This window comes from Pseudanabaena yagii GIHE-NHR1, assembly GCF_012863495.1.
In the GTDB taxonomy this organism is placed as follows: domain Bacteria; phylum Cyanobacteriota; class Cyanobacteriia; order Pseudanabaenales; family Pseudanabaenaceae; genus Pseudanabaena; species Pseudanabaena yagii.
The window spans coordinates 2,564,891-2,586,512 of record NZ_JAAVJL010000001.1 but is presented as its reverse complement, the minus strand read 5'-3'; the positions used below and the strand labels follow the sequence as shown (position 1 = coordinate 2,586,512).

The 21,622-nt window shown below is 42.7% G+C and carries 22 protein-coding genes, 1 tRNA gene and 1 pseudogene; 12 read left to right on the top strand and 12 right to left on the bottom strand.

Translation table 11 applies throughout. From position 1 onward, the window contains the following. Positions 1 to 68 precede the first annotated feature (68 nt). Positions 69 to 2,720: an ATP-binding protein gene (locus HC246_RS11835; protein ID WP_169363563.1), complete on the top strand. Its 2,652-nt coding sequence runs from the start codon at positions 69 to 71 to the stop codon at positions 2,718 to 2,720. Positions 2,721 to 2,746: 26 nt separating this feature from the next. Here the strand turns inward: HC246_RS11835 and gcvH are convergent, their stop codons facing one another. Continuing rightward, a complete protein-coding gene (gene gcvH / locus HC246_RS11830; RefSeq protein WP_169363562.1) occupies positions 2,747 to 3,133 on the bottom strand; it encodes a glycine cleavage system protein GcvH in 387 nt (128 codons plus the stop codon). A gap of 159 nt (positions 3,134 to 3,292) precedes the next feature. Further along, positions 3,293 to 4,021: a TerC family protein gene (locus HC246_RS11825; RefSeq protein WP_169363561.1), complete on the bottom strand. Its 729-nt coding sequence runs from the start codon at positions 4,019 to 4,021 to the stop codon at positions 3,293 to 3,295. Between the two features lie 330 nt (positions 4,022 to 4,351). Here HC246_RS11825 and HC246_RS11820 point away from each other — a divergent pair, with 330 nt between their 5' ends. Both HC246_RS11820 and HC246_RS11815 read left to right on the top strand, forming a co-directional pair. Further along, positions 4,352 to 5,017 (top strand): pentapeptide repeat-containing protein, encoded by a 666-nt coding sequence (locus tag HC246_RS11820; RefSeq protein WP_169363560.1) that lies wholly within the window; start codon positions 4,352 to 4,354, stop codon positions 5,015 to 5,017. A gap of 59 nt (positions 5,018 to 5,076) precedes the next feature. After that, complete coding sequence (locus HC246_RS11815) at positions 5,077 to 6,339, top strand: MFS transporter (RefSeq protein WP_169363559.1); 1,263 nt, start codon at positions 5,077 to 5,079, stop codon at positions 6,337 to 6,339. Here the strand turns inward: HC246_RS11815 and HC246_RS11810 are convergent. Both HC246_RS11810 and HC246_RS11805 read right to left on the bottom strand, forming a co-directional pair. Further along, a complete protein-coding gene (locus HC246_RS11810) occupies positions 6,301 to 7,461 on the bottom strand; it encodes an NAD(P)/FAD-dependent oxidoreductase (protein WP_169363558.1) in 1,161 nt (386 codons plus the stop codon). The genes HC246_RS11815 and HC246_RS11810 overlap by 39 nt on opposite strands. Positions 7,462 to 7,601: 140 nt before the next feature. Further along, the gene (locus HC246_RS11805) at positions 7,602 to 8,108 is read right to left on the bottom strand and encodes a lecithin retinol acyltransferase family protein (protein WP_169363557.1); all 507 of its coding nucleotides are present in this window, start codon (positions 8,106 to 8,108) and stop codon (positions 7,602 to 7,604) included. Positions 8,109 to 8,272: 164 nt separating this feature from the next. Here HC246_RS11805 and HC246_RS11800 point away from each other — a divergent pair, with 164 nt between their 5' ends. Next, positions 8,273 to 8,605 (top strand): hypothetical protein, encoded by a 333-nt coding sequence (locus HC246_RS11800; RefSeq protein WP_169363556.1) that lies wholly within the window; start codon positions 8,273 to 8,275, stop codon positions 8,603 to 8,605. Next, positions 8,602 to 9,033, top strand: coding sequence for an HNH endonuclease (locus HC246_RS11795; RefSeq protein ID WP_169363555.1), 432 nt, complete (start codon positions 8,602 to 8,604; stop codon positions 9,031 to 9,033). The genes HC246_RS11800 and HC246_RS11795 overlap by 4 nt, the downstream gene beginning before the upstream one ends. On the opposite strand, the gene HC246_RS11790 is transcribed toward HC246_RS11795, so the two are convergent. The 3 genes from HC246_RS11790 to HC246_RS11780 form a co-directional block, all read right to left on the bottom strand. Next, a complete protein-coding gene (locus HC246_RS11790; RefSeq protein ID WP_169363554.1) occupies positions 9,026 to 9,772 on the bottom strand; it encodes a methyltransferase domain-containing protein in 747 nt (248 codons plus the stop codon). The two genes, HC246_RS11795 and HC246_RS11790, sit on opposite strands and share 8 nt — an antisense overlap. Before the next feature lie 128 nt (positions 9,773 to 9,900). After that, positions 9,901 to 11,025 carry a type III polyketide synthase gene (locus tag HC246_RS11785; RefSeq protein WP_169363553.1) on the bottom strand — a complete coding sequence of 375 codons (1,125 nt, stop codon included), beginning with the start codon at positions 11,023 to 11,025 and terminating at the stop codon, positions 9,901 to 9,903. Positions 11,026 to 11,191: 166 nt separating this feature from the next. Further along, entirely contained in the window at positions 11,192 to 12,076 is an 885-nt protein-coding gene (locus HC246_RS11780; protein WP_169363552.1) for an MBL fold metallo-hydrolase, read from the bottom strand. Between the two features lie 403 nt (positions 12,077 to 12,479). Here HC246_RS11780 and HC246_RS11775 point away from each other — a divergent pair, with 403 nt between their 5' ends. The 3 genes from HC246_RS11775 (at position 12,480) to HC246_RS11765 (ending at position 16,911) form a co-directional block, all read left to right on the top strand. Next, on the top strand, positions 12,480 to 14,840 hold the full coding sequence (locus HC246_RS11775) for a heavy metal translocating P-type ATPase (protein ID WP_318655928.1): 2,361 nt from the start codon (positions 12,480 to 12,482) through the stop codon (positions 14,838 to 14,840). A 105-nt stretch (positions 14,841 to 14,945) separates the two neighbouring features. Next, entirely contained in the window at positions 14,946 to 15,266 is a 321-nt protein-coding gene (gene sugE, locus HC246_RS11770) for a quaternary ammonium compound efflux SMR transporter SugE (RefSeq protein WP_169363551.1), read from the top strand. A 55-nt stretch (positions 15,267 to 15,321) separates the two neighbouring features. Beyond that, on the top strand, positions 15,322 to 16,911 hold the full coding sequence (locus HC246_RS11765) for a CPBP family intramembrane glutamic endopeptidase (RefSeq protein WP_169363550.1): 1,590 nt from the start codon (positions 15,322 to 15,324) through the stop codon (positions 16,909 to 16,911). Positions 16,912 to 17,396: 485 nt separating this feature from the next. Here the strand turns inward: HC246_RS11765 and HC246_RS11760 are convergent, their stop codons facing one another. Continuing rightward, positions 17,397 to 17,540 (bottom strand): hypothetical protein, encoded by a 144-nt coding sequence (locus HC246_RS11760; protein WP_169363549.1) that lies wholly within the window; start codon positions 17,538 to 17,540, stop codon positions 17,397 to 17,399. A gap of 40 nt (positions 17,541 to 17,580) precedes the next feature. On the opposite strand from HC246_RS11760, the gene HC246_RS11755 reads away from it, so the two are divergent. Further along, entirely contained in the window at positions 17,581 to 17,820 is a 240-nt protein-coding gene (locus HC246_RS11755; RefSeq protein WP_169363548.1) for a hypothetical protein, read from the top strand. A 292-nt stretch (positions 17,821 to 18,112) separates the two neighbouring features. Beyond that, entirely contained in the window at positions 18,113 to 18,277 is a 165-nt protein-coding gene (locus HC246_RS11750) for a hypothetical protein (RefSeq protein WP_169363547.1), read from the top strand. A 105-nt stretch (positions 18,278 to 18,382) separates the two neighbouring features. Here the strand turns inward: HC246_RS11750 and HC246_RS11745 are convergent, their stop codons facing one another. The 4 genes and pseudogenes from HC246_RS11745 to HC246_RS26920 form a co-directional block, all read right to left on the bottom strand. Further along, positions 18,383 to 19,150 carry a PspA/IM30 family protein gene (locus tag HC246_RS11745; RefSeq protein ID WP_126388881.1) on the bottom strand — a complete coding sequence of 256 codons (768 nt, stop codon included), beginning with the start codon at positions 19,148 to 19,150 and terminating at the stop codon, positions 18,383 to 18,385. A gap of 97 nt (positions 19,151 to 19,247) precedes the next feature. Continuing rightward, positions 19,248 to 19,321 (bottom strand) — tRNA-Met (locus tag HC246_RS11740). A gap of 182 nt (positions 19,322 to 19,503) precedes the next feature. Further along, complete coding sequence (locus HC246_RS11735) at positions 19,504 to 19,926, bottom strand: CDI toxin immunity protein (protein ID WP_169363546.1); 423 nt, start codon at positions 19,924 to 19,926, stop codon at positions 19,504 to 19,506. Between the two features lie 76 nt (positions 19,927 to 20,002). Then, positions 20,003 to 20,468 (bottom strand): annotated as a pseudogene (locus HC246_RS26920) (IS1595 family transposase); the annotation flags it as partial. Between the two features lie 35 nt (positions 20,469 to 20,503). Between HC246_RS26920 and HC246_RS26380 the strand changes: the two are divergent. Next, positions 20,504 to 20,626, top strand: coding sequence for a hypothetical protein (locus HC246_RS26380; protein WP_263972468.1), 123 nt, complete (start codon positions 20,504 to 20,506; stop codon positions 20,624 to 20,626). Positions 20,627 to 20,729: 103 nt separating this feature from the next. Then, the gene (locus HC246_RS11725; protein ID WP_169363545.1) at positions 20,730 to 21,620 is read left to right on the top strand and encodes an ABC transporter permease; all 891 of its coding nucleotides are present in this window, start codon (positions 20,730 to 20,732) and stop codon (positions 21,618 to 21,620) included. Positions 21,621 to 21,622 lie beyond the last annotated feature (2 nt).

Sequence of the window (21,622 nt, the reverse complement as noted above, 5' to 3'; positions counted from 1 at the left end):
GATTCTACAATAAGTACTAGAATCAGACTTGATCGCCAAACTAAATCGCCAAACTAAATTGAAGTCCCATGACTAATGCCAATCTGCCCCGTCGTGAAAGTTTAGTCAATCGCTTAATTTTTGGGCTAACCACCAGTACATCTCTCCTAGCTACGGCAACTTTGATTCTGTTGCTACATATTCAGCAGGGAACACCAGAACTAGAAAACTTCACCACATGGTTAGCGATCGTGGTACTTTCCACAGGACTAGGCTCAGGGCTATTTGTAGCGATTTCCATTATCCGTAGCATTCAACCACCACTGACGGAACTAGCCGAAGCTGCCGAAGAAATCTCCCTAGGTAATTTGTCTGCGCGATCGCAATTAAATCGTTCAGATGAAATCGGAGAATTTGCCAAGGTTTTTAATCGGATGGCGGCGCAGATGGAAACCAAAACCGCTACCCTTGAAGCTCGTGATATTCAGTTTGCCCTGCAATCTCTCGATCGCGTGTTAGTAAACACCACCGATCAATACAAATTAATCAAGGCAAGTTTAGAAGAGATCTGTAAACTCACAGGTGCTCAACTCGGTAGCATTTACCTATGGGAAAATTCAAACTCTCGCCCTGAGGGATGTCTGGTATTAGCGGCCGAATGGGGATATAAAACTAGTCAAGCCCTTACAGAAATCACCCTCGGCGAAGGGATCATCGGTCAAGCTGGACAATTAGAAGAAGCGATTATTTGGGAAGGCGATCGCCTCAAAGGACAGAATTTAGTTTACCGTACTCCCGTTGGCGATCTCTTACCACAGAGCATTTCAGCATATCCTCTGATGCTCAGAAGTAGCCTTGTGGGCGTTCTGTTTTTGGGTAGCCTCACCCCCCTCTCGGCTCGAGGCAGGAATATTCTGCAATCCATTGGTCGCCGCCTTGCTACCGCCATTAGTAATGCCCAGAGTATTGAAACGATCGCCCGTCAGAGAGAAGAACTGACTACTGTTTTTGAGCAACTTGCCGATGGTGTATTACTTAGCGATCCTGCGGGACGAATTCTCAAAATTAATTCCGCAGGACGTAAAATCCTCAGTTTTAATGCTGTCAATGATGGCGTTCCTGCATCACCAGTGATCGCTAAATCTATGGAGGAAATTGTCAAACAGTTTGACATTAGGCATCAGGATGGCGAACCCGTCGATTTAGCGAATCTGGTGGTATTTCGCGCCATGTCTTCAGGCGAAGTTGTAGAGGATCAAGTGGTTTTGCGACCTCCTGAAGGCAATGAAATCATTCTCAGTACGAAGGCTGCACCATTGGTAGGGACTGAATCGGAACTGATTGGCAGTGTGATGATTTTGCGTGATGTCACCGAGCAACGCTATCGCGACAAGGTGATGCAAGAAACCAACAAGATCATGATCGAGCAGCAAAAGCGCATGAGCATTTTGCAACGTCTCACTAACTTGATTAACCAACAGCTACAGGATTTAAATGTTCTCTTAGAATCAGTAGTAGAAGCGACTTGCGACGCGATTATGTGGGCAGAGATTTGTGTAATTGCCCTATACAATCCCAAAGAGAACCGACTAACTTTGTCAGCAGCAAAAGGATTGCCCGATGATTTTCCTCTGCAAGCATCCTTTGCACTAGATGCTCAAAATCTAATCGCACAGGTATTTAAAGAAGGAATTCCTGTTGAGATCAAAGCAGGAGAATCGCATTTGATCGAAGATCTACCTGTAAAAAGTGCTTTGTGCGTACCGATTGAGTCAAGTCGTTCTGGGCGTTTAGGGGTTTTGGCGATCGGGCATTGCCGTTTAGAAAGAGCGAGTTCGCGCGAAGATTTAAATCTATTAGCCTCCTTTGGTGTGCAGGCTGCGATCGCGATCGGTAATGCTCAGTTAATTAATCAAATCGAAGCACAGAATGCTCAATTATTAGAAGCAACTCAACTCAAGAGTCAGTTTCTTGCCAATATGAGTCATGAATTGAGAACACCGATGAATGCGATTATCGGTTTCTCACAAGTATTGCTGCGCCAGCGTCGTGACGCTCTTTCACCAAGTCAAGTCGATATGGTAGAGCGGATTTTGCGTAATGGTAAAAATTTACTAGATTTGATTAATGACATTCTCGACCTATCAAAAATCGAGGCAGGCAAAATGGAAGCGCATCCTGAGTTCTTTAACCTAGATGAATTAATCCACCATACCTGTGAAAGTCTGCAACCTTTAGCTGGCAGTAAATCCCTAAATTTTGTATTTGAGAACCACATTGGTACTTGTGCGATCTACCATGACTCAATTCGGATTAAACAAGTAATTACGAACTTAGTTTCCAATGCGATTAAATTTACGGATAGTGGCGAAGTTTGTGTCGAGTTAAAATATGCGGAAACATCTTCACAGACTGTTGATTCTCCATCTGCGGAGGTCATAGAAACCAGCAATTCACTTGAAGAAGGTCAAACATCTCCATTCGCAACCTCAAATATTCTTATTTCAGTTCGTGATACAGGTATTGGGATTGAGCCTGAGTTTCAACGTACTATTTTTGAACAATTCCGCCAAGTCGATCAATCTTCTACCCGCAAGCATGGTGGTACTGGCTTAGGCTTAGCAATTACAGAACAGCTTGTCCTGCTCATGGGGGGAACTATCTACTTAGAAAGCGTAGTTAATCAAGGCTCTACCTTTACCATTGAGTTGCCACCACGCTTGCCACAAACTAAAGAGTAATAAAGAGCGCTAAGCGCTCTTTTCAATTACTTTCCTTCTACTTTTTCAGAATATGCACTGGCGGAAAGAGTATCACTCAGTTCACTTTCGTCTTCAATGCTTACCTTGAGTAGCCATGACGCGCCATAGGGATCGTTAGCAATATTTTCAGGTTCATCAATTAGAGTGGTATTGGCTTCAATAACAGTCCCTGTTACAGGTGAGTAAATATCTTCTACAGCTTTCACCGACTCAATTGTGCCGAAGGTTTGTCCTTTCTCCACTTTTGTCCCTACTTCAGGAAGATCAAGAAAGACAATATCGCCTAACTGATCGATCGCAAAAGCTGTAATCCCAACAGTAGCGACATTATTTTCTAGACGAATGTATTCGTGGGAGTTGGTATATTTTAGGTCTTCAGGATATTCAAACATCTTGATACTTTTCCTTGTTTACTCTATTTAGTCGCTGATTAGCGCAGTGAAGATGTGTGGCTTAGCAAATTGGCAAATTTGTAGTGCGATCGCTACCTTGAGTCTTTATACCAAAAAATTGTGATCAAAAAGAAAGGTGACGCAATGCGTCACCTTTCTTTACTGTTTTGTATCAGCGATCGCTTCAATGTCGTCTAAATCATCTAATGGCTCACGTTTAGAGAATCCCCAGAGAAAAACTGCGCCAATCAATGAGAGCATCAACCATTCAGGAGGAACGAGGCTATCAGAAAAAACCTTAATGAATAGGCGCAAACCTACTAGCAACACAATTAGATAACCCGCTGATTCTAGATGCGTAAATTCAGATAACCACTTGATAAAGAGCCCTGCTAAAAAGCGCAAAGCAATAATTCCTGCCACCCCACCAATTAATACTAACCAAGTTTCCTCAGCTACGGCAACGGCTGCTGTCACACTATCAAGGGAAAAAGCTAAATCCGTAAGCGATACAAGAGCCACAACTTGCCATAGCTTATCTGCCATGCGGACTGGGTGCTTAGTATCATGTCCTTCTTGTGCTTTTTCTAAGAAGAATCTGCCCGATAGCCATAGTAGATATAGGGAACCCGCGAGTTCAAATTGCCAGTATTTGATAACCCATGTTGCCGTGAAGATTAAAACAACGCGCAACACAAAAGCGCCAATCAAGCCATAGCGTAGCGCCCATTTCTCTTGCTGTGGATCTGGTAAACTTCGCACGATCGCGGCAAGAGCGATCGCATTATCAGCAGACAGAATCGCCTCTAGCAGAATTAGCACACCCAAAATGGGAATGACTTCAACCCGAAAGGATAAGGCATTTGTATCTAGAAACTGCTCGAACATTCAATACGATCCATCACAAAAGGTCAACAAAACAATATCAGTATACAAAATCATCAGACCATCATTTCAGGAATTAAGTTGAGAGTATATCCCTCTATCTTGCCGCTATTTCTTGCTTTGTGGTTATTTATAGCTAAAGCCAAGTAAGTTAAAATATAAAAACCAGAAGTAGAGTTGTGGCGCTTCGCGCCACAACTCTACTTCTGGTTTTTGGTTTTACATATCTTGATGCGTAGAAACACAGGATAAATTTTGTTACATTTTGCTGTGTTGCAGAGCCTAGCATTGTGTTAACAATGAATAAAGGATTGCTAAAATTAGGTACTTTTTATGAAGTCAACAGCCTTTAATCATTCCGTGACTGCGATCGCTAGCACTATGATTGCTAGTGTGATGGCCATTGGTATGACATCGAGCGTACAAGCGCAAAATGCCGAACATCTCAAGTCTTTATTGGAACACCACACATGTCAGCGCTGTGAACTGAGTGGCATCACGGCAAATGGGGCAGATCTCCGTGAATCTTTTCTTGATGTTGCTGATCTAAGGAAAAGCGCACTTTCTGGTGCAACTTTAGCTTTTAGCACGATGTATTATGCTGACTTTCGGAGCGCCGATCTCAGCAACTCTGACCTGCGAAATACTTTTTTGATTAATAGTGACTTGATTCAGGCAAATCTATCGGGTGCAAATGCGCGGAATAGTCGCTGGAAATATATTGATCTAACTGAAGCCAACTTGCAAAATGCTAATTTGATCGATATCGAATTGGTCTATGCCAAACTCAATCGCGCTAATCTCAGCAATGCTTCCTTGCGTAATGCGAGCCTCTATGGTGCAGATTTGACAGGTGCAAATCTTAAGGGAGCCGATCTTTATCGCGCTGACCTCACCAATGCGATCGTTACAAATGTTGACCTCAGCCAAGCGAATCTTTGCCGTGCAACTATGCCTGATGGGACAACTTCCATGCAGGGCTGTATGCTGCAAAAATAAACACCTGAGAGAGGCGTAAAGCGCCTCTCTCTAAATGTCACGCGAGAGGGAAGTTTTTTATGTCGATCGCACCATCACCAAATCCAGCATCTAATCAAATACGTTGGCTGCAAGTGTGGAGTCTTGCCTCAGTGCAGGGGGCAATCTCTCTGACTTGGATAGCGTATGCGGTGTACTTGCCCAAGTTTATCGAGCAGGTGTTTGCATACCCCACTAGTCAAGCTCAACAATTTGCAGGGTTGCTATTGGTGATCGAAAGTGCGATCGCGGTAATTATCGAGCCATTATTTGGGGGACTCTCCGATCGCTGGCAGCGTTGGTATAGCTCACGGATGCCCTTGATTGTGGCGGGAGTAATTGGCTCAACAGCTTTATTTATTGCCCTGCCTGCCGTCGTCGTTTTTGGTGGTTCCAATGAAATTGTCCGCTTGATCTTGCCGAGCTTGGCGGTTCTGTGGGCGATCGTCATGGCAACCTTTCGCAGTCCCGTGATTTGTTTATTGGCAAGCTTTGCGGGAGCTACCCAATTGCCGCTTGCAGGTAGTGTTTTAACCTTGGTCGGTGGTTTTGTCGGTTCGATTCGCCCCTTAGCGACTAGCTTTATTCTGGGACTGGGCGCACCAGCGACCTTTGTGATCGCCTCATTCACCCTGCTCGCAGGTGTTGCAGGTTTACGCAGCGCGATGATCTATATTCCCAAAAATCTCAATCCCGCCTTAGAAAATGCGGAACCATTCAAGATTAGAGATTTCTTAAATAATTTAGCGATCGTGATGCTCGTTGGTGGAGCGATCGGTTTAGGAATGCGCTTGCTGATGGGAGATGTGTTACCCCGCACCCTCAAAGCAGATCTTACAGGACTTACAGGTTTATCCTTTGAAGTTTTAATGGGTTCAGCATTAATTACTCAGGCGCTATTGGCGGTCGGTACTGGTAATATCTCCAAATTTATCGATAACAAACGCTTGATGATCTTTAGTTTAGGTGGAATTGCGGCGGGACTAGGCTTGTTAGCAGGTGGCTATGGGGCGATCGCTTCCTTGATCGTTATTTTGTTGATATTAGGATTCCTCAGTGCCGTAAATAATGGCATGGTTGCCTTTGCCCTCACAATGGTTCCGAAGGCACTCGGTGGGTTAACAGTTGGGACATTCTTTGGCGGATTGTCAGGGGCGATCGCTATCTTTGGTTATCTCGTTCCCAAATCCTCAGAGATGCTTTCCACGCCAAATGCGATTTTACTAACAGCGATCGCTTTTCTCCTTGCAGGTGTCGGCATTGCTTTAGGTGAGCGCATTACTCGCAAAGTCAGTTTTGAGTAATTGCTGCGGTTTCCCACGAGTTGCACCAATAATCCAATTACCTAATGCAGGAACCATCTGACATAGACTCACTCCCATATTTGCGAGGGGTGGCTGCACAAAGCAATTGTGCATGATTCGCCCTAGTTGTAAGCGCATTTGAAATTCCCTTTGCCATGCGATCGTATATTGTTGCTTAAAGGCGATCGCGTTAATTTGCTGTTCGAGAAATTGACTCACCAAGGGAACTGCTATTTCGGCTGCACGTAGAGCCATCGCCATGCCATCACCACAAAGCGGCGTAATCATGCCCGCTGTATCACCAATCATACAGATATCGTTATAAAAGTTTTCTTTACGCGCAAAGCTAATCTGGCTTAAGCCCTGTAGAGAAGGCGAAACTCGCTGCATATGAGCAAAGCGATCGGCTAGTACAGGGTTTTTCGCCAAGGATTCAGGAATACCTAAATCTTGATGAATTGGCTCTTTCATCACTCGTTCATGGGCAATCCAACAAACATTGATTTCCCCAGTTTCAATTTGTGACAATCCACAATAACCATTGGGGAAACTATGCAACTCGATCACATCACCAATATCAATCCCTGTGAAATGTCCTTTATAGGCAATCCAAGGCGATCGCTTGGCGATAAATTTACGATTGAGTGTGCGATCGAGGGAAGATCTTTTCCCAAATGCTCCTAATACTAAGCGTCCAGAAAATTCTCCTTTAGTAGTACTAACTTGAAATCCCTCTGCAAGATTTCCCGTAACACCCGTAACCTTAGTATTGTCGATACAAGTGACATTCAAATCTTTGGCACGTTCAAATAGCATCAGGTCTAGTTGATAGCGACTAAGACCAAGAGCAGTGCTAGGCAATGGACTCCGAAAGGATGCGCCGCTAGAGGTAGTTAAGTAAGCACGATGAATCGGATGTGCGCCGACTTTGTGAACCTGTTCCAATATACCTAAGTTCTCAAATGCTGCGGTAACTTCAACGGAAAGGAACTCTCCGCAGAGTTTGTGTACAGGATAATGGCTTTGCTCTAGCAGTAATATACGATAACCAAGTTTTGCTAGTTGAATGGCAGCACTACAGCCCGATAGCCCAGCACCAATCGCGATCGCGTCATAATTCATATTTTATCCTGATATCATTGATTCTAAACTTTTAATGGAGTGACATTAAGTAAAACTGTTAAAAAACACTCTATTTTCGTTAGAAAGAATTTAACTTATACAGATTCGCTAAGATAAACTTTTTTAATTATAAAGTCTCTTCAAATTCTCCATGCACCACTCCGACAATAATGAGCAAAATGTTCGCAGTTTCGATTTAACAAATTGTATCTAAGTTTTTGTCTACGAAGTAGTTTATTAGCTCTCTCAACTACGATTTTGTGAGAACCTTTACGAGGACTATGTATAATCCCGTAGCGGTGTTTTCGTCCCATACGACGAAATTGTTTCAAACTAATTTTACTCACAATGCCATTATCCATTAGATGAATAACGCAGTTTTCCCCAACGTATATCCCATGATGCTGGTATCGCAATCCTAAATTAGGATGAATCTTAACTACAAAAATATGTGCTCCAAGATAAGGCTCATCTTTTCTACATGGAAGAGTACTATCTAGAGGATTACGAATGACAACAGGAACTATTTTGTTTGCTTGTTCTAATGATTTTTCAAGTTTCTTGGGTAAAACTTTTACTTCCTGAACAGATTTTCTTATACCCTTAAAATTTTTGTGAGTTATTCTCTTTAGTAATTTAATTGTCATTTATTTGTGTATATTATGAATTAGTAACCATCTATATTTTATTTGCCTTTAATAATTTTAACTCACCAAAAATAAGACCTTTATAAGCTTGACCTCAGAATTTCTTACTTGTATCTTGAAGTAAGTATAAATTGTTTGTTAACTTCGCTAACCTAGCAAAAGCCATGTCCTTGCAATATATAACTGACCAACAAGGCGAAAAAGTTGGAGTTGTGTTAGATATCACAACCTACAATCGGTTGACCTCAAATACTGATCCTGACCTACTACAAGGTCTAAGTATTCCTGAACTAGAAGCATTAGCTGAGAGTAAATTGACAACTGACTCTCAACAACAACTTAGTGACATGTTGGCACGTAATTCTGAAAATATCCTTTCAAACAATGAATTAGCTAAATTAGATCAACTTTTGCTCAGAGTGGATCAGTTAAATATTCTCAAAACTAGAGCTAGATATACCTTAAAAAGCATAGAGAACTATGCAAAATCAGCGTGAGCGTATATATTTCTGTCGATTTACAGCGTCAAATTCGGGGACGATTTTCCAACTGTTGTGCGTATTGCCAAACGGCTGAATCTCTGATTGTAACGACATTTGAAATTGAACATATTAATCCTCGCTCATTAGGCGGAGCTAAAACGTTTGAGAATCTATGCCTTTCTTGTCCGTCTTGCAATCGCTATAAATCGTCACGACAGACTGCAATTGACCCATTAAGCCAAGAATTAGTCCCACTATTTCATCCTCAAAAGCAAAAATGGTTAGAGGAATTTAATTGGGGAGAAGATAGCACAGAAATCATAGGGATTACGGCAATTGGTAGAGCAACCATTGCAGCACTAAAAATGAATCGTCCTGAATTAATTCGTGTACGCAGAATGTGGGTAAAGATGGGAGAACATCCACCTACTTCTATTACTTAAGCTCTACACTGCTTAATACCCAACGAAAGGCATAGCGCCACTTGAGCGAGAAATTGCTTAAACCTGCGGATTCGGCGATGCTTTTTAATTCAGGAGATTTGAATCCGCGCAAAACAGAAACGGGTGCATCATTCCGCACCATATCTACCGCAGGCAATAGCCTTGTAAGGGCATAGATGCCGTAATAGGCGAGGGGATGGCGATGTAAATCATTGATCAGAATTCCATGCTTGGATACACGCTGCATCGATCGCACAATTTGTACAGCATTCTCATGGGCAAAGTGATGTAAAAACATGGCAGCGATCGCTATATCAAACTCACCGTCATCGTAGGGAAGCGCCAGAGCATCGGCAACTTCCACATTAATTTTTGATTGCAAGTTTGACGGTAAACGCTTTTGTAAGGCAGAACGGGCATAGTCCACCGTTACGGGATTCGCATCGATCGCCACAACTTCGACATTAATCACAGAGGATTGCGCTGCTGCCCACCGCACAATATATTCAGGAAAATCGCCAATACCCGTACCCAAATCCAGAATGCGGATCGTTTGATTTGGTTGCGATCGCGATTTTGCTCTCAAAAAAGGAGCAATAATTTCCATCGTAGTTGCATAGCCACCCAAGAGTTGATTAATTGGGCGCAGTTGTTCTAAAGCATCCGTCAGGCGTTCATCCTGAATTGTGAAATCATCCATCAACTCATCTTGATCGGTGCGGATTTGAAATGAAGGCATAAATATTCCTAAAATAATTGATTGACTATGAATCTTGCCCTCACCCCCCAGCCCCCTCTCCCGCAGGAGAGGAGGAGCAAAAAATCTTGTTCCCCTCTCCTGCGGGAGAGGGGCTAGGGGTGAGGGTCTTAGACTTTCTGAAATAAACAACCTTCAATGGATAGTCCAGGACCAAAGGCTAAGGCAATTCCATGATGAAAAGTAGAATTAGAGCGATCGCTAATTCCTGCTTGATGTTTGGCTAATATCTCTTTGAGAATAAATAGAATCGTCGGCGAACTCATATTGCCATATTGCCGCAGAACATTATAGGAATCAGCAACCATGCGATCGCTTAAGGCAAAAATTGATTGGATTTGCTCAATGATTTTTCTACCCCCTGGGTGAATTGCCCAAAAATCAAGATTGTTTTGCGTAAGATGGTGTTTATTTAAGAAAGTTTGTAAATAATTAGGCAGATAAGCCGCAACTACTTCTGGAACCTTTGGTGATAAGCCCATCAGAAACCCCGTATCACCAATTGTCCAATTCATTAACTCTTCCGTATTCTCAATCAAGAGGCTACATCCATCGGTATAGGCAAGCTTTCCCTCTGCTTCCGCAAATGGATGGGAGGCAAGAATCGCTGCTGCTGCACCATCGGCAAAAATGGCATTAATAATTGTATTTTCGAGGGTATCGGCAACTTGGAAATGCAAGGAACATAACTCAACACATACTAATAGGACTTTGGCTTGGCGATCGCTTTGGCAAATGGCATGAGCGGCTTTTAATCCATTAAAAGCCGCATGGCAGCCCATAAATCCAATCATCGTGCGGGCGATCGTATAGGGCAGGCCCAATTGCTTAATTAAGTGCATATCTATCCCCGGGGCCGAAAAACCTGTGCAACTGACGACGATCAGATGCGTAATCTCTTGAGCAGTAAGTTTTGCCTGCGCGATCGCTTGTTCGGCTGCTTGTATAGCTAGTTTTGGGGCATAGATTGCATATATCTGATTACGACTAAAGGTGGTTGGTGTAGGTTTGAGTTCCCAATTAGGGGGATAGAGTTCAAAATGCTGAAGATCGCCACCATAGTCGGGAATACAACTATAGCGATAGTCAATACCAGAATTTGCATAAATTGCAGGAATTCTTTTTCTAATTGCCGCCGATAAACTTTCGGTTTGTAACATAAAGTCGGCGGCTTCAGTCTGGGTGCGCTTGTAGGGTGGGTTGGCAGTTGCGATCGCTTCTAAAACTGTATACATTTGATAAAACTGCCTAGGCTAGGATGAACAAGCATTAACTCAAGAGATTCAAGACACTCTATGAGGAAACTCCAAGGTTCACGTAAATAGCAGTAATAATTCAAGATTTGCTTTAAGGAACACTATAAGGCTAGGCGGCGCGATGCGCCGCCTAGCCTTATTAAGATTAAACTTTAACTAAAGGCTTGGCATCGGTGCGAATGGGAATAGAAATACACATCCCTTCCCTTGCCATTACAGATCCCGCAAATTTTTCTTTGGCTAAGCCTTCAAACTCATCTAATTGATCATCACTGCGTAGAGGATCGTGATGAAAAATTACTAGGGTTTTGACATTTGCTGCCTCAGCGACCTTGATCGCCTCTTGCCATGTCGAATGCCCCCAACCAATTTTGGGATTAGTAGTTGACCAATATTCCTCATCAGAATAGGTTGCATCCATAATCAAAACATCGGCATTGCGAGCAAGATGGACAAGATTCTGATCGATATGATCATGGAAATGCTCAGTATCCGTGGCATAAACTGCCGAGCGATCGCCAACGCTGACTCGATATCCTGTCGCTTCCCCCGGATGATTGAGCAATCCTGACTCAACCGTTACGCCATTCCCGACCTCAATTATGCTCGGAACTTCTACATCAAAAAATTTCAGACAGGAACCCATCACGCGCAATGGTACAGGAAAATTAGGATGGTGCATTTGTTCCTCTAGACGTTCCTGCATCGTTTGCCCAGTAGGAGCGATTTTGCCGTAAATTTTAAAAAGATTGCCCTTAATAAAAGCAGGCGTGAAAAAAGGAAACCCTTGAATATGATCCCAATGACTATGAGTAAAGAAAATACTCGCTTCGATGGGCATCTGCTTGAGTAAATGTTGTCCTAATACTCTAATCCCCGTTCCACCATCAAAGATAAGTCTTTTGCCTTGGCAGCGCATTTCTACACAGGGAGTGTTGCCACCATAGCGCACGGTACTTGAACCAGGGGTCGCTATGCTGCCACGTACACCCCAAAAATGAATAGAAAACTCGCTGTCAGAAATGGACATTAGCTAACTCAGTGTCAGAGAATTTTGAACCATTGGGGTAAGCCTGAAAATCTAGTGAACTTTAAGCTTATATGTACTTGTCTAAAAACTGCTATACCTTGAGTTAGGTACTAGTTAGGAGAAGAGTTATTACTATTCGCCATACCCCTAACTTTAAGTTTAACAGTCACACATAATAAGCAAGACAAGAATAGACGAGCATTGCTATCGAGAAGTTGGATCAGAATTACCCAGCTAATTTAACTAGATTTGAGTATATGCTAACCCTATGTATTGAGATGTGGCTATCAGCTTTTAGTACTAGCTAGATTACCCATAACAGTTTGGTATCGTTTTTTAATGGGTATTGACTCATTCGATATTAGATCTTTTGAGATTTTTTGTAGATTCGGGATACAAGTTTGTGGTAGTAACTCAACCAATAGAAATAACAAATTCGCCATCTATTGTGCCCTCTAGCTCTTTAGCTTTAGCGATCGCAGGTATGAAATGCGCGGGTTGTGTGGCAGTTGTAGAAAAGCGTTTGCTTGGCTGTGAAGGAGTCAAAGCTGCGAGTGTAAATTTATTAACTGAGAAAGCAACTGTCGTTTATAGCGGTGAGACTACACCACAGGATTTTGCCCCGCAGTTAATTGAAGCGATCGCGAAGGCAGGATTTTCAGCGGAGTTTATTGATCAAAGCGATCGCCAGTCAAAGCTTAAATCTCTTAATGCAACCGTTCCACCAACTCTATGGTTTGGCATTAGTCAAGAAGTAGCTATTCCTGCATCGCTGGTAATTCTAGCGATCGTCGGACATTTAGGATTAATCGGGGTGGTGGATCTACCGCTCTTTGGCAATATGTATGCCCATTGGATCGTTTCTACGGTGGCACTTGGCTGGGTTGGTCGTCCGATCTGGTGGGATGGTTTGAAATCATTATGGTATCGCGCCCCAAACATGAACTCCTTGGTGGGACTGGGAACGATTTCCGCCTATTTGGCAAGCACGATCGCTTTATATGTACCGCAGCTAGGTTGGCAATGCTTCTTTGAAGAACCTGTCATGCTTTTGGGGTTTGTGCTGTTAGGACAGGCTTTATTAGAACGGGCTAAGGGCAAAGCCTCCAACGCTATCCGTGCGCTCATGGAGTTGCAACCTGCGAGTGCTAGATTGCTTGTCAATTCTACTGATGGTGAGATTCAAGTCCCGATCGCTGTGGAAGATTTGCAAGTTGGAGATCGCATCGTGGTTTGGGCTGGCGAAAAAATCCCTGTCGATGGTGAGATCATTACGGGTAGCTCTAGTGTTGATGAGTCAATGCTCACAGGGGAATCGATGCCTGTGGCGAAGCAATTAGGCGCAAGGGTCACAGGGGCAACTCTGAATTTGACGGGAGCAATTACTGTCCAAGTTTTACAAACTGGTGCAGAAACGACCTTGGCACGGATTGTGTCACTGGTGGAGTCAGCACAGGCAAGTAAAGCACCGATTCAGTACTTAGCCGATCGCGTGGCGGGATATTTCGCCTACTCGGTGATGGCAATCTCAGCATTAACCTTTCTCATTTGGTATGGCTTGCTCCATACGGAAATCGTATTTAGTTTGCGCTTAGCGATCGCGGTTTTAGTAGTAGCTTGCCCCTGTGCATTGGGCTTAGCCACACCGACAGCAATCATGGTCGGCACAGGCATGGGCGCAGAAAAAGGAATTTTAATCAAGGGTGGGGCAAGTCTAGAAAAAATCGATCAATTGTCCGCAGTTGTCTTTGACAAAACTGGGACTTTGACAACGGGCAAACCTGAAGTTACAGACGTGATCACCAATGACTTAATGGTGTTTGGGAAAAGCATGATCGATCAAACTACTTTTAAAAGTCTGATTGATCGCGAAGTGCCGACATCGGCTCTAAGGGTTTTACAACTAGCGGCTAGTGCCGAAGTCGGCGCAAACCATATCCTTGGCGCAGCAACGATCGCCAAAGCCCAAGAGCTAAACATCGAGCTACTACCAACCCAATCTTCGCAAATTGTGGCTGGTTGCGGTGTGGAAGCCTTACTCACAACTGGCGAAATGATTCTAGTGGGTAATGCGGCATGGTTAAACGATCGCCAAGTGACAATTCCTAGTGAAATTTCAGAGCGATCGCAACAGTTAGCCCAGTTAGGTAAAACTCCAATTTTCGTGGGAGTGAATACTCAACTCTTGGGGATAATTGCAATTCGCGATCGCCTTAAACCCGAAGCCCCTGAAGTTGTGCGCCAAATTGAAGCAATGGGTTTACAGGTTTGGATGCTCACAGGCGATCGCCAAGAAACAGCGATCGCGATCGCTAATCAGTTAGGTATACCCGCCGAAAGAGCGATCGCGGAAGTGAAACCCGATGGCAAAGCCGATGCAATTCTCAAATTACTCGCAGAAGGTCAGCGTGTGGCGATGGTTGGCGATGGGGTCAATGATGCCCCTGCCCTTGCCAGTGCCACTGTCGGCATTGCCCTCAGTTCAGGAACTGATGTGGCAATGGAAACTGCGGATATTGTGTTGATGCGTCATGGGCTGAGCGATGTTGTCCCTGCGATCGAACTCAGTCGCGCCACCTTCAGCAAAATTCGCCAAAATCTATTTTGGGCTTTTGCCTATAACACTTTAGCGATCCCCGTTGCCGCAGGTATTCTCTATCCCAGTTTTGGCATCTCTCTCAATCCCACGATCGCAGGTTTAGCAATGGCTCTTAGTTCCGTCAGCGTTGTGATGAGTTCACTATCATTGAGAGCTAGAAATTAGGCAAAGCCGAACCAAGAAATTTTTAAAAGTGTTGCTCCGCAACACTTTTAAAAATTTCTTGGTTCGGTTAATCAAAAATTGCTGTCAAAGATTTAGAGAAATATAATGGATTGGATTAATTTAATTATTGCGGGACTATTGGAAGTTGTTTGGGCGAGTAGCTTGAAATATACCGATGGCTTTACGAAACCTATTCCTAGCCTGATTACGATTGCCACCCTTGTCGCCAGTTTTATCCTTCTTGCCCAAGCCTTAAAAACCTTACCCGTTGGCACAGGCTATGCCGTATGGACAGGTATTGGTGTCGTCGGAACTGCGATCGTTGGTTCCGTATTTTTAGGAGAACCCCGTGACCTAACGCGATTTATCTGTATTAGTCTGATTATTGGTGGAATAGTTGGTTTGCGGTTTACAAGTGCAAAATGATAGGATGGGCGTTGCTTTGCCATATCCTATTGCCTAAAACTAAAGAAATAAAAGAATGGATTCTCAGTCGTTAAACGATAAATCTTGGAATGCGAAATCATTACTATTAAGTGTTCTTAGCCTGTTGTCTGTTTTTTTTATTATCCTGACGTTGCAGGTAAGTTGGAATAATCCACAGGAGCAGACAAAATTAGATTTGCTACAAACAGATTTAATTTTGCAAGTGACCCAATCAGTTAATCAAGAAAAGGATCATTTCGCAGGAGATTTCTTGCAATCACTGATCAGTGATGGAGATCCTCAAGATATCTATACGCAGTCCCTAAGAAGTTACCAAGAGGTGCTTCAAGCGAATAAATCTGCTTTTGAGCGGCTTTCCCAAGATGTGAGTGGTGCAGATTCTCAATCTATCTCGAAACAACTCCAAAAAAAGCAAAATGCCGTCAGCGAGATCAGTATGCGGGCAGGATTGCTCCAGATCCAAACGGGAGATATTCAAGGCGCAATCACAACATGGTCAAACGTTAAGGAGATAGAGGGCGAATCCATGACCAGCTATGGATTAACTACCCAAATTCTCCAAGGATTATGGTCAGAACCAACCATATTGTTCCCTAATGCAGAAACTCAAATTAGAAATACCCTTGATGGTTGGTATCGCCAAGTTGCACTCACTAAGCTCTATCAAGCTCAACAAAGAAGTGAAGAATTAAGCAACCTCGCCCAACAAGCTCAAATCGCTGTAGAGACAGCAATTAAACGCCTTATAATTGTCAATTCCATTCCACTAATCGGTGGCAGTATTGGCGTTTTGCTCTGGTTAGGGCTACTAGTTCAATGGATTTTCTTTCGTAAATCCTCTCCCTTTTATACCAAATCAGATACCAAATCAGAAAGCGCGGCTAATCAAACTTCCAATCAAATTAACTGGCAAGTTCCTTGGGGAATGGAGACGATTTGGGAAGTTATGGTTTTATGGTTCTCTGCTTTTTGCTTAATTACTCAGTTAGTATTGCCCTTAATTTTTGAACTATTAGGAATTGAATCAAGAGTTAGCGAAGATTATACATTACAAGCCTTGTTGGTGCTGATTCCCTATACAGTCTCGGTTATGCCGATGCTGCCGATTTTACGGTTTAGTCTGGCTGCCTATCGTCCCTTGCCTGAAGGTTGGTTCCGCTTTAAATTGACTTCGCCACAATGGCTAGTATGGGGAATTGGTGGTTATTTTGCTGCTGTGCCACTGGTGCTAATTGTCTCTGTGATCAGCCAAAAGTTTCTCCAAGGTCAAGGTGGTGGTAATCCCCTGTTGCCAATTTTGACGGAAAGCCAAAATATTTTGCCAAAGCTTCTGCTCTGGTCAACTTTGGCGATCGCTGCACCATTTTTCGAGGAATACCTATTTCGCGGATTTTTATTACCTTCACTGACCAAGTTTTTACCAGTTTGGGGGGCGATCGCTACTAGCGGATTTTTATTTGCACTCGCCCATTTGAATATTGCAGACATTATTCCCCTAAGTGTTTTGGGAATAGTAATGGGATTTGTCTATTGGCGATCGAAAAACCTTTTATCTTCCATGCTATTACATTGCCTATGGAATAGTGGTAGCTTCTTAGCCCTAATTGCTTTAGGTGGTAAGTAGTAAGTAATTGGAACTGTAGCACTGAGTGTTCGTTACAGTTCTAATTTTCGTTTGACAATTGATCTAGTTAGCTACAACAAAACCCCAAAAGCCGTGGCGCACGATGCGCGTGCGCCATGGCTTTTGGGGTTTATGTCTCGATGCTTAGGTGATAGAAATCACAGAAGATCTGTGAGTAATTCCTTTAAATATGGAGCGCGAAATCACCAGCCTAACCTTCAAAAAGCTAGATATTATTGACATCAAGATTTAAAGGGAAGGAATAAGGCAATGATGGAAGTTACTATTGGCGAATTGATGGTTAAATCCTACGGTGCAGTGATTGCATTTTTATTACTCGCAATCATTCTCTAAATCCCCGAAATCACAGGTTTTTAAGATAGCAAAAGCTGCGGTACTTTATACCGCAGCTTTTGCTTTGAAGTAATTTTTTATACTGACTTGGCACTGAGAGAATCTTTTGAGATATTGACTTCGCCAAGATCTCAAAAGATTCTCTGGCATACTTTAAACAGGCTGTAGCTTTGGTTTATTTGTTGATGCCTGTGATAGCGATCGCATTTTTGGTTACTGAGCATCACAGGATCTATAGCTGTGAGATCGCCATCCATTCCTAGAGAGAAAGCCATACTTATATCCATAGAGAAATTCTTGCAAAGGGTAAAAGTAATGATCCTCAATTCACTAAATCAAGTTCGCTCCATAGTCATCAATACTATTACTGGCACAGAAAAAGCAATTATCTTCTTAGGCAAAATTTTTGTAGCTGATAAAAATTATGACTCTCTTAATGAAGCGATCGCAGGATGTAGAAGAGATTTAGATTTATGTATGGCACTATTAATTACCCCAAATGCCAATCAGTTTAGTGTTTGGATTGCAATTCCTCATGAATTAATTCTGAACTAAATTGTTAACTAAGGATAGTCATATATGGGTGGTTATATAGCAATCCCAAATGGTTTGTGGAAGCGCACCCCTTCGGGGTGCACTTCCACAAACCTAAAAATCTAAAAATGATTTAGGGTGGTTATAGGCAGAGCAAAGCTCTGCCTATAACCTTTTGTAGCGAAAGGTATTGATCAGGCGATCACTACTGTCAAATGTAGAATTATTAAGATTAATCCTTATACTTAGGTACTGATAATCCCAGATTTCCTAAAATATCTAATGATTTGGCTTTGGGCAGAGGATTTTTCCGTTGAATAACAATAACCCCTATTTAAATAATCGCAAATTCCGCCACATCAGTATGGGCTGGATTGGTTACTGTGTGAGTATTTCTGGTAAAGATGTTTTTCTATTTATTCCTGAACAAGATCGGATTGCCTGCATTGGTAAAGGTGACTTGATTGAGATTCGCTGAGCATTAAAGTTTTGGGCGATCGCTATTTATCGACATCAACCATTGACTTAGCTCCCCAAAAGAAAAAGGCTCGCAAAGCGAGCCTTTTTCTTTTGGGGATTAGATTTAATTACCCATTTGACGACGAAGAGCTTCTAGCTCAGCATCGATCGCTGCACCAACACTTGGTCTTGCCGCATCCGATGGAGGTAATGCGCCTTGAGGTGTGGGACTACTAGAAATCATCTTTGCCTTGAGGGCGGCGAGTTCATCATCGACACCACTACCAGCTTCTAGCTGAGCAAACTGTGATTCTAGATTGTCCATACCCAGTTCAGAGCTAGCACTTGCCTTAGCTTCTGCCATTAATACACGCTCTTCCATGCGCTCAAACGTCGCAGCAGCAGAGTTAGTATTTACCTTGCCCAACATATTGTTGAGATTTTCTTGAGCTTTAGCCGATTGCAATCTTGCCTTAAGCATTTCTTTCTTGGTTTTCGCCTCAGAAATCTTGCCTTCGATCGCAATTAGATTTTTCTTGAGAGTATCTACTTGAGTTGTTTGTTGATCCAACCCAACCTTTAAAGTTGCCGCCGCGTCCGCATGGGTTTTCTTGCGACTGAGAGCTTCCCTTGCTAGGTTTTCATCTCCCTTTTGGAGAGCTAGCATTGCCCGCTTTTCCCATTCTTGGGCTTGAGTTGCACTTTGATTATATTGTTGCTCTTGGCGCTTGAGGGCAGCCATTGATTGCGCGACAGCTTGGCGCAATTGCACCAAATCTTCTTGCATATCAATGATTGATTGCTCCAGAATTTTTTCTGGATCTTCAGCAGCCGTAACCATTGCATTTACATTGGACTTGACCACCATACCAATGCGATCGAGTAATCCCATAATCCTGTCCTTTGCGTTAGGGAGTAAATTGTCTACATACTATCATGAACAAAAAACATCGGCGTTGGGATATAACACCGATGTTTTTCTATATTTATAGCAGCTCCGGGATTTGAACCCGGGACCTACGGATTATGAGACCGTCGCTCTAACCACCTGAGCCAAGCTGCCGCATTTGTTAATATAACATAGCTGATGTAAATTTTTTGCAATATTTGGTTTGAATTTTTGATCGTGACAGCGATTTATGCTTGTTTAAAATCCAGATAAATTTTCAAAAAGCTTGCTTTGCAAGCTTTTTGAAAATTTATCTGGACTACCCAAAGATAAAAGGCAGGGCGAATCTCTGCCTTTTATCTTTGGGGGGATGTACCGTAACATATTGTTCCTTCGTGGTAAAACTCAATACACCAACCAGTAAAGGGTTCAAAGATCCATGTATCCCAATCTTGCGCCACAATTTCCGCGATCACAGGTTTAACCAGTTGTAAGGGCATTTCTAAAGTGGGCTGATGGGCAGAACACCAGAGGATATTGACATTGGGGCTGATTAATTGCTTAACCTGACAAAGCTGCTGAAAAGCTAAAATCGCATCATCATCACTATGCCAATTTACACAGATACTTTCAGGGACAAGCTGCCAGTCGATTTGTCCATATTGCCAAGGGAAAGACTGGCTCAGCCATTGCTCTAGATGTTGTGCAGCAGAGCTATTGGGCAAGAAGATCTGGCAAGCATCTATTGGAATGCCTACATCTGTTAGCCAATTTTGCACTGCTTTTAACTGCGATCGCTGGTGAAACTTAGTTTTTGGGCTAATTTAGCTTGGCTCAATAGGAGAATCGGGGAGGTCAAGAAAGTAGAGAGTCCAGCAAAGCGCTTAGCAAAGTTTTACCCATCCTCTTATGCATTATGAACAAACTCAAAGCAGCTCATCAAATACAAAGGCAACTTTTCTTGAGAAATACCGCGATGAGGACGTAACCAAGAGCGCAAAAGCGACCAAAAGCCTTCCATGGTATTGACGTGAACCTCGCAAAAGCCTTCCCCATCTTCATCTCTTGCATATTCTCCCGCGCCATGACAAACAGTTTTGTGAGCATAAGCTTGTAAAGGGGTGTAAATAGCATATTCGTCAGTGTAAACCAAAGTACCAAGAGAAATTGTTGCTTTAATCAGAGACTCAATAGTGCGTTATTGCACGTTTTCTAACATGCGAATTACCACTTCACCACCGCGTTGAATCATGCCGAAGATGGGTGGTTTTTCTTTTTCGAGTGTCCCCTGACCCCGAATCCCCTTGAGCAGATTACGCCTGGACGGTTACCTTACAACGATTAGTTCACAACTGGATGAGACCTCATGTGGGCTCAGGGAAGAATAAGACTCCTGCTAAGACGATCGGGCTATATCATCGTCCGATTTCGATTCTGGAGTTGCTATCACTACGAGGCTTTCACTCCCTCACGATTTAACTGACCAGTGCCCAGCACTTTCAAAAATATTTCTGGGTTTTACGTAATTGCAAAGCGCTGTATCTAGGCTAGAATTTGATTCTAAAGTTATGGGAGAAAAAGTATGAATTTACTTTATCCTCAGTCTCAACAAAGTAGTAGCGATTTATCTTACCCTGTCAAGATTAATAGCGCTAGAAGTCAGTTATTTTCAGTTAGAACATTTCTGGCAGGTGCATGGCTGGATTTGCAAGCCTCATCTGGCTTTGCCAAGCGTCTGTTTTTACAAAATATAGCCCAACGTTATCGTTATTCATCTCTTGGCTTATTTTGGGCTTTTGTGCCTTCAGCTTTAGTCGCTATATTACTGACATTGGGACAGCGAGATCGCATTCCGATTTTAATTGGTGGGCAAGTTCCACCTCAAGTTTATGGTGTCTTTGGAGTAGTTATGGCACAGACCTTTCTGGAAGCATTGAATATTCAGTGTAGTTCTCTTACGCGATACATTCACTTATTAGCCCGACAAAAAATCCCTATAGAAGGGATAATGATAGCTGGTTTAGCAGAGTCTACTTTTAGCTTTTTGATGCGATTTCCAGTGTTAGTAGCTATTTTGTTAGTTTTTAATATTACTCCTAGTATAACATTTATTCTAGCGCTATTAGGTATTATATTAATTATTGGATTAGGTTCTGGTTTGGGTTTATTATTAGCTCCTTGTAATTCTTTAACTAAAGATTTAGAAAATGTGATACAGGTTTTTCCTTGGGTTCTATTTCTCGTTACTCCTGTCTTTGTCGTCATCCAACCAGGAACTTGGCTTTACTTCGTGCAAATATGTAATCCTTTAACTTACATATTTGAAGCTGTAAGATTTTTAACTTATGGTGTTGGTTCAATTAATCCTTTGGCTTTATTTCTATTAATGCCTCTAACAATATTATTGATGTTAGGAAGTTGGTTGTTTTGCCGCCTGTGTTTACCTCATATAATTGAAAGATCTCTAGCTTAATC

Bases quoted from the DNA above. Each gene is read 5' to 3' on its own strand.
- HC246_RS11805 (WP_169363557.1), bottom strand. From the start codon at position 8,108: ATGACAATTAAATTACTAAAGAGAATAACTCACAAAAATTTTAAGGGT.
- HC246_RS11745 (WP_126388881.1), bottom strand. From the start codon at position 19,150: ATGGGATTACTCGATCGCATTGGTATGGTGGTCAAGTCCAATGTAAAT.
- HC246_RS11825 (WP_169363561.1), bottom strand. From the start codon at position 4,021: ATGTTCGAGCAGTTTCTAGATACAAATGCCTTATCCTTTCGGGTTGAA.
- HC246_RS26380 (WP_263972468.1), top strand. From the start codon at position 20,504: ATGAGACCTCATGTGGGCTCAGGGAAGAATAAGACTCCTGCTAAGACG.
- HC246_RS11820 (WP_169363560.1), top strand. From the start codon at position 4,352: ATGAAGTCAACAGCCTTTAATCATTCCGTGACTGCGATCGCTAGCACT.
- HC246_RS11755 (WP_169363548.1), top strand. From the start codon at position 17,581: ATGATCCTCAATTCACTAAATCAAGTTCGCTCCATAGTCATCAATACT.
- HC246_RS11835 (WP_169363563.1), top strand. From the start codon at position 69: ATGACTAATGCCAATCTGCCCCGTCGTGAAAGTTTAGTCAATCGCTTA.
- HC246_RS11760 (WP_169363549.1), bottom strand. From the start codon at position 17,540: ATGGCTTTCTCTCTAGGAATGGATGGCGATCTCACAGCTATAGATCCT.
- HC246_RS11815 (WP_169363559.1), top strand. From the start codon at position 5,077: ATGTCGATCGCACCATCACCAAATCCAGCATCTAATCAAATACGTTGG.
- gcvH (WP_169363562.1), bottom strand. From the start codon at position 3,133: ATGTTTGAATATCCTGAAGACCTAAAATATACCAACTCCCACGAATAC.
- sugE (WP_169363551.1), top strand. From the start codon at position 14,946: ATGGATTGGATTAATTTAATTATTGCGGGACTATTGGAAGTTGTTTGG.
- HC246_RS11780 (WP_169363552.1), bottom strand. From the start codon at position 12,076: ATGTCCATTTCTGACAGCGAGTTTTCTATTCATTTTTGGGGTGTACGT.
- HC246_RS11800 (WP_169363556.1), top strand. From the start codon at position 8,273: ATGTCCTTGCAATATATAACTGACCAACAAGGCGAAAAAGTTGGAGTT.
- HC246_RS11765 (WP_169363550.1), top strand. From the start codon at position 15,322: ATGGATTCTCAGTCGTTAAACGATAAATCTTGGAATGCGAAATCATTA.
- HC246_RS11725 (WP_169363545.1), top strand. From the start codon at position 20,730: ATGAATTTACTTTATCCTCAGTCTCAACAAAGTAGTAGCGATTTATCT.
- HC246_RS11785 (WP_169363553.1), bottom strand. From the start codon at position 11,025: ATGTATACAGTTTTAGAAGCGATCGCAACTGCCAACCCACCCTACAAG.
- HC246_RS11790 (WP_169363554.1), bottom strand. From the start codon at position 9,772: ATGCCTTCATTTCAAATCCGCACCGATCAAGATGAGTTGATGGATGAT.
- HC246_RS11810 (WP_169363558.1), bottom strand. From the start codon at position 7,461: ATGAATTATGACGCGATCGCGATTGGTGCTGGGCTATCGGGCTGTAGT.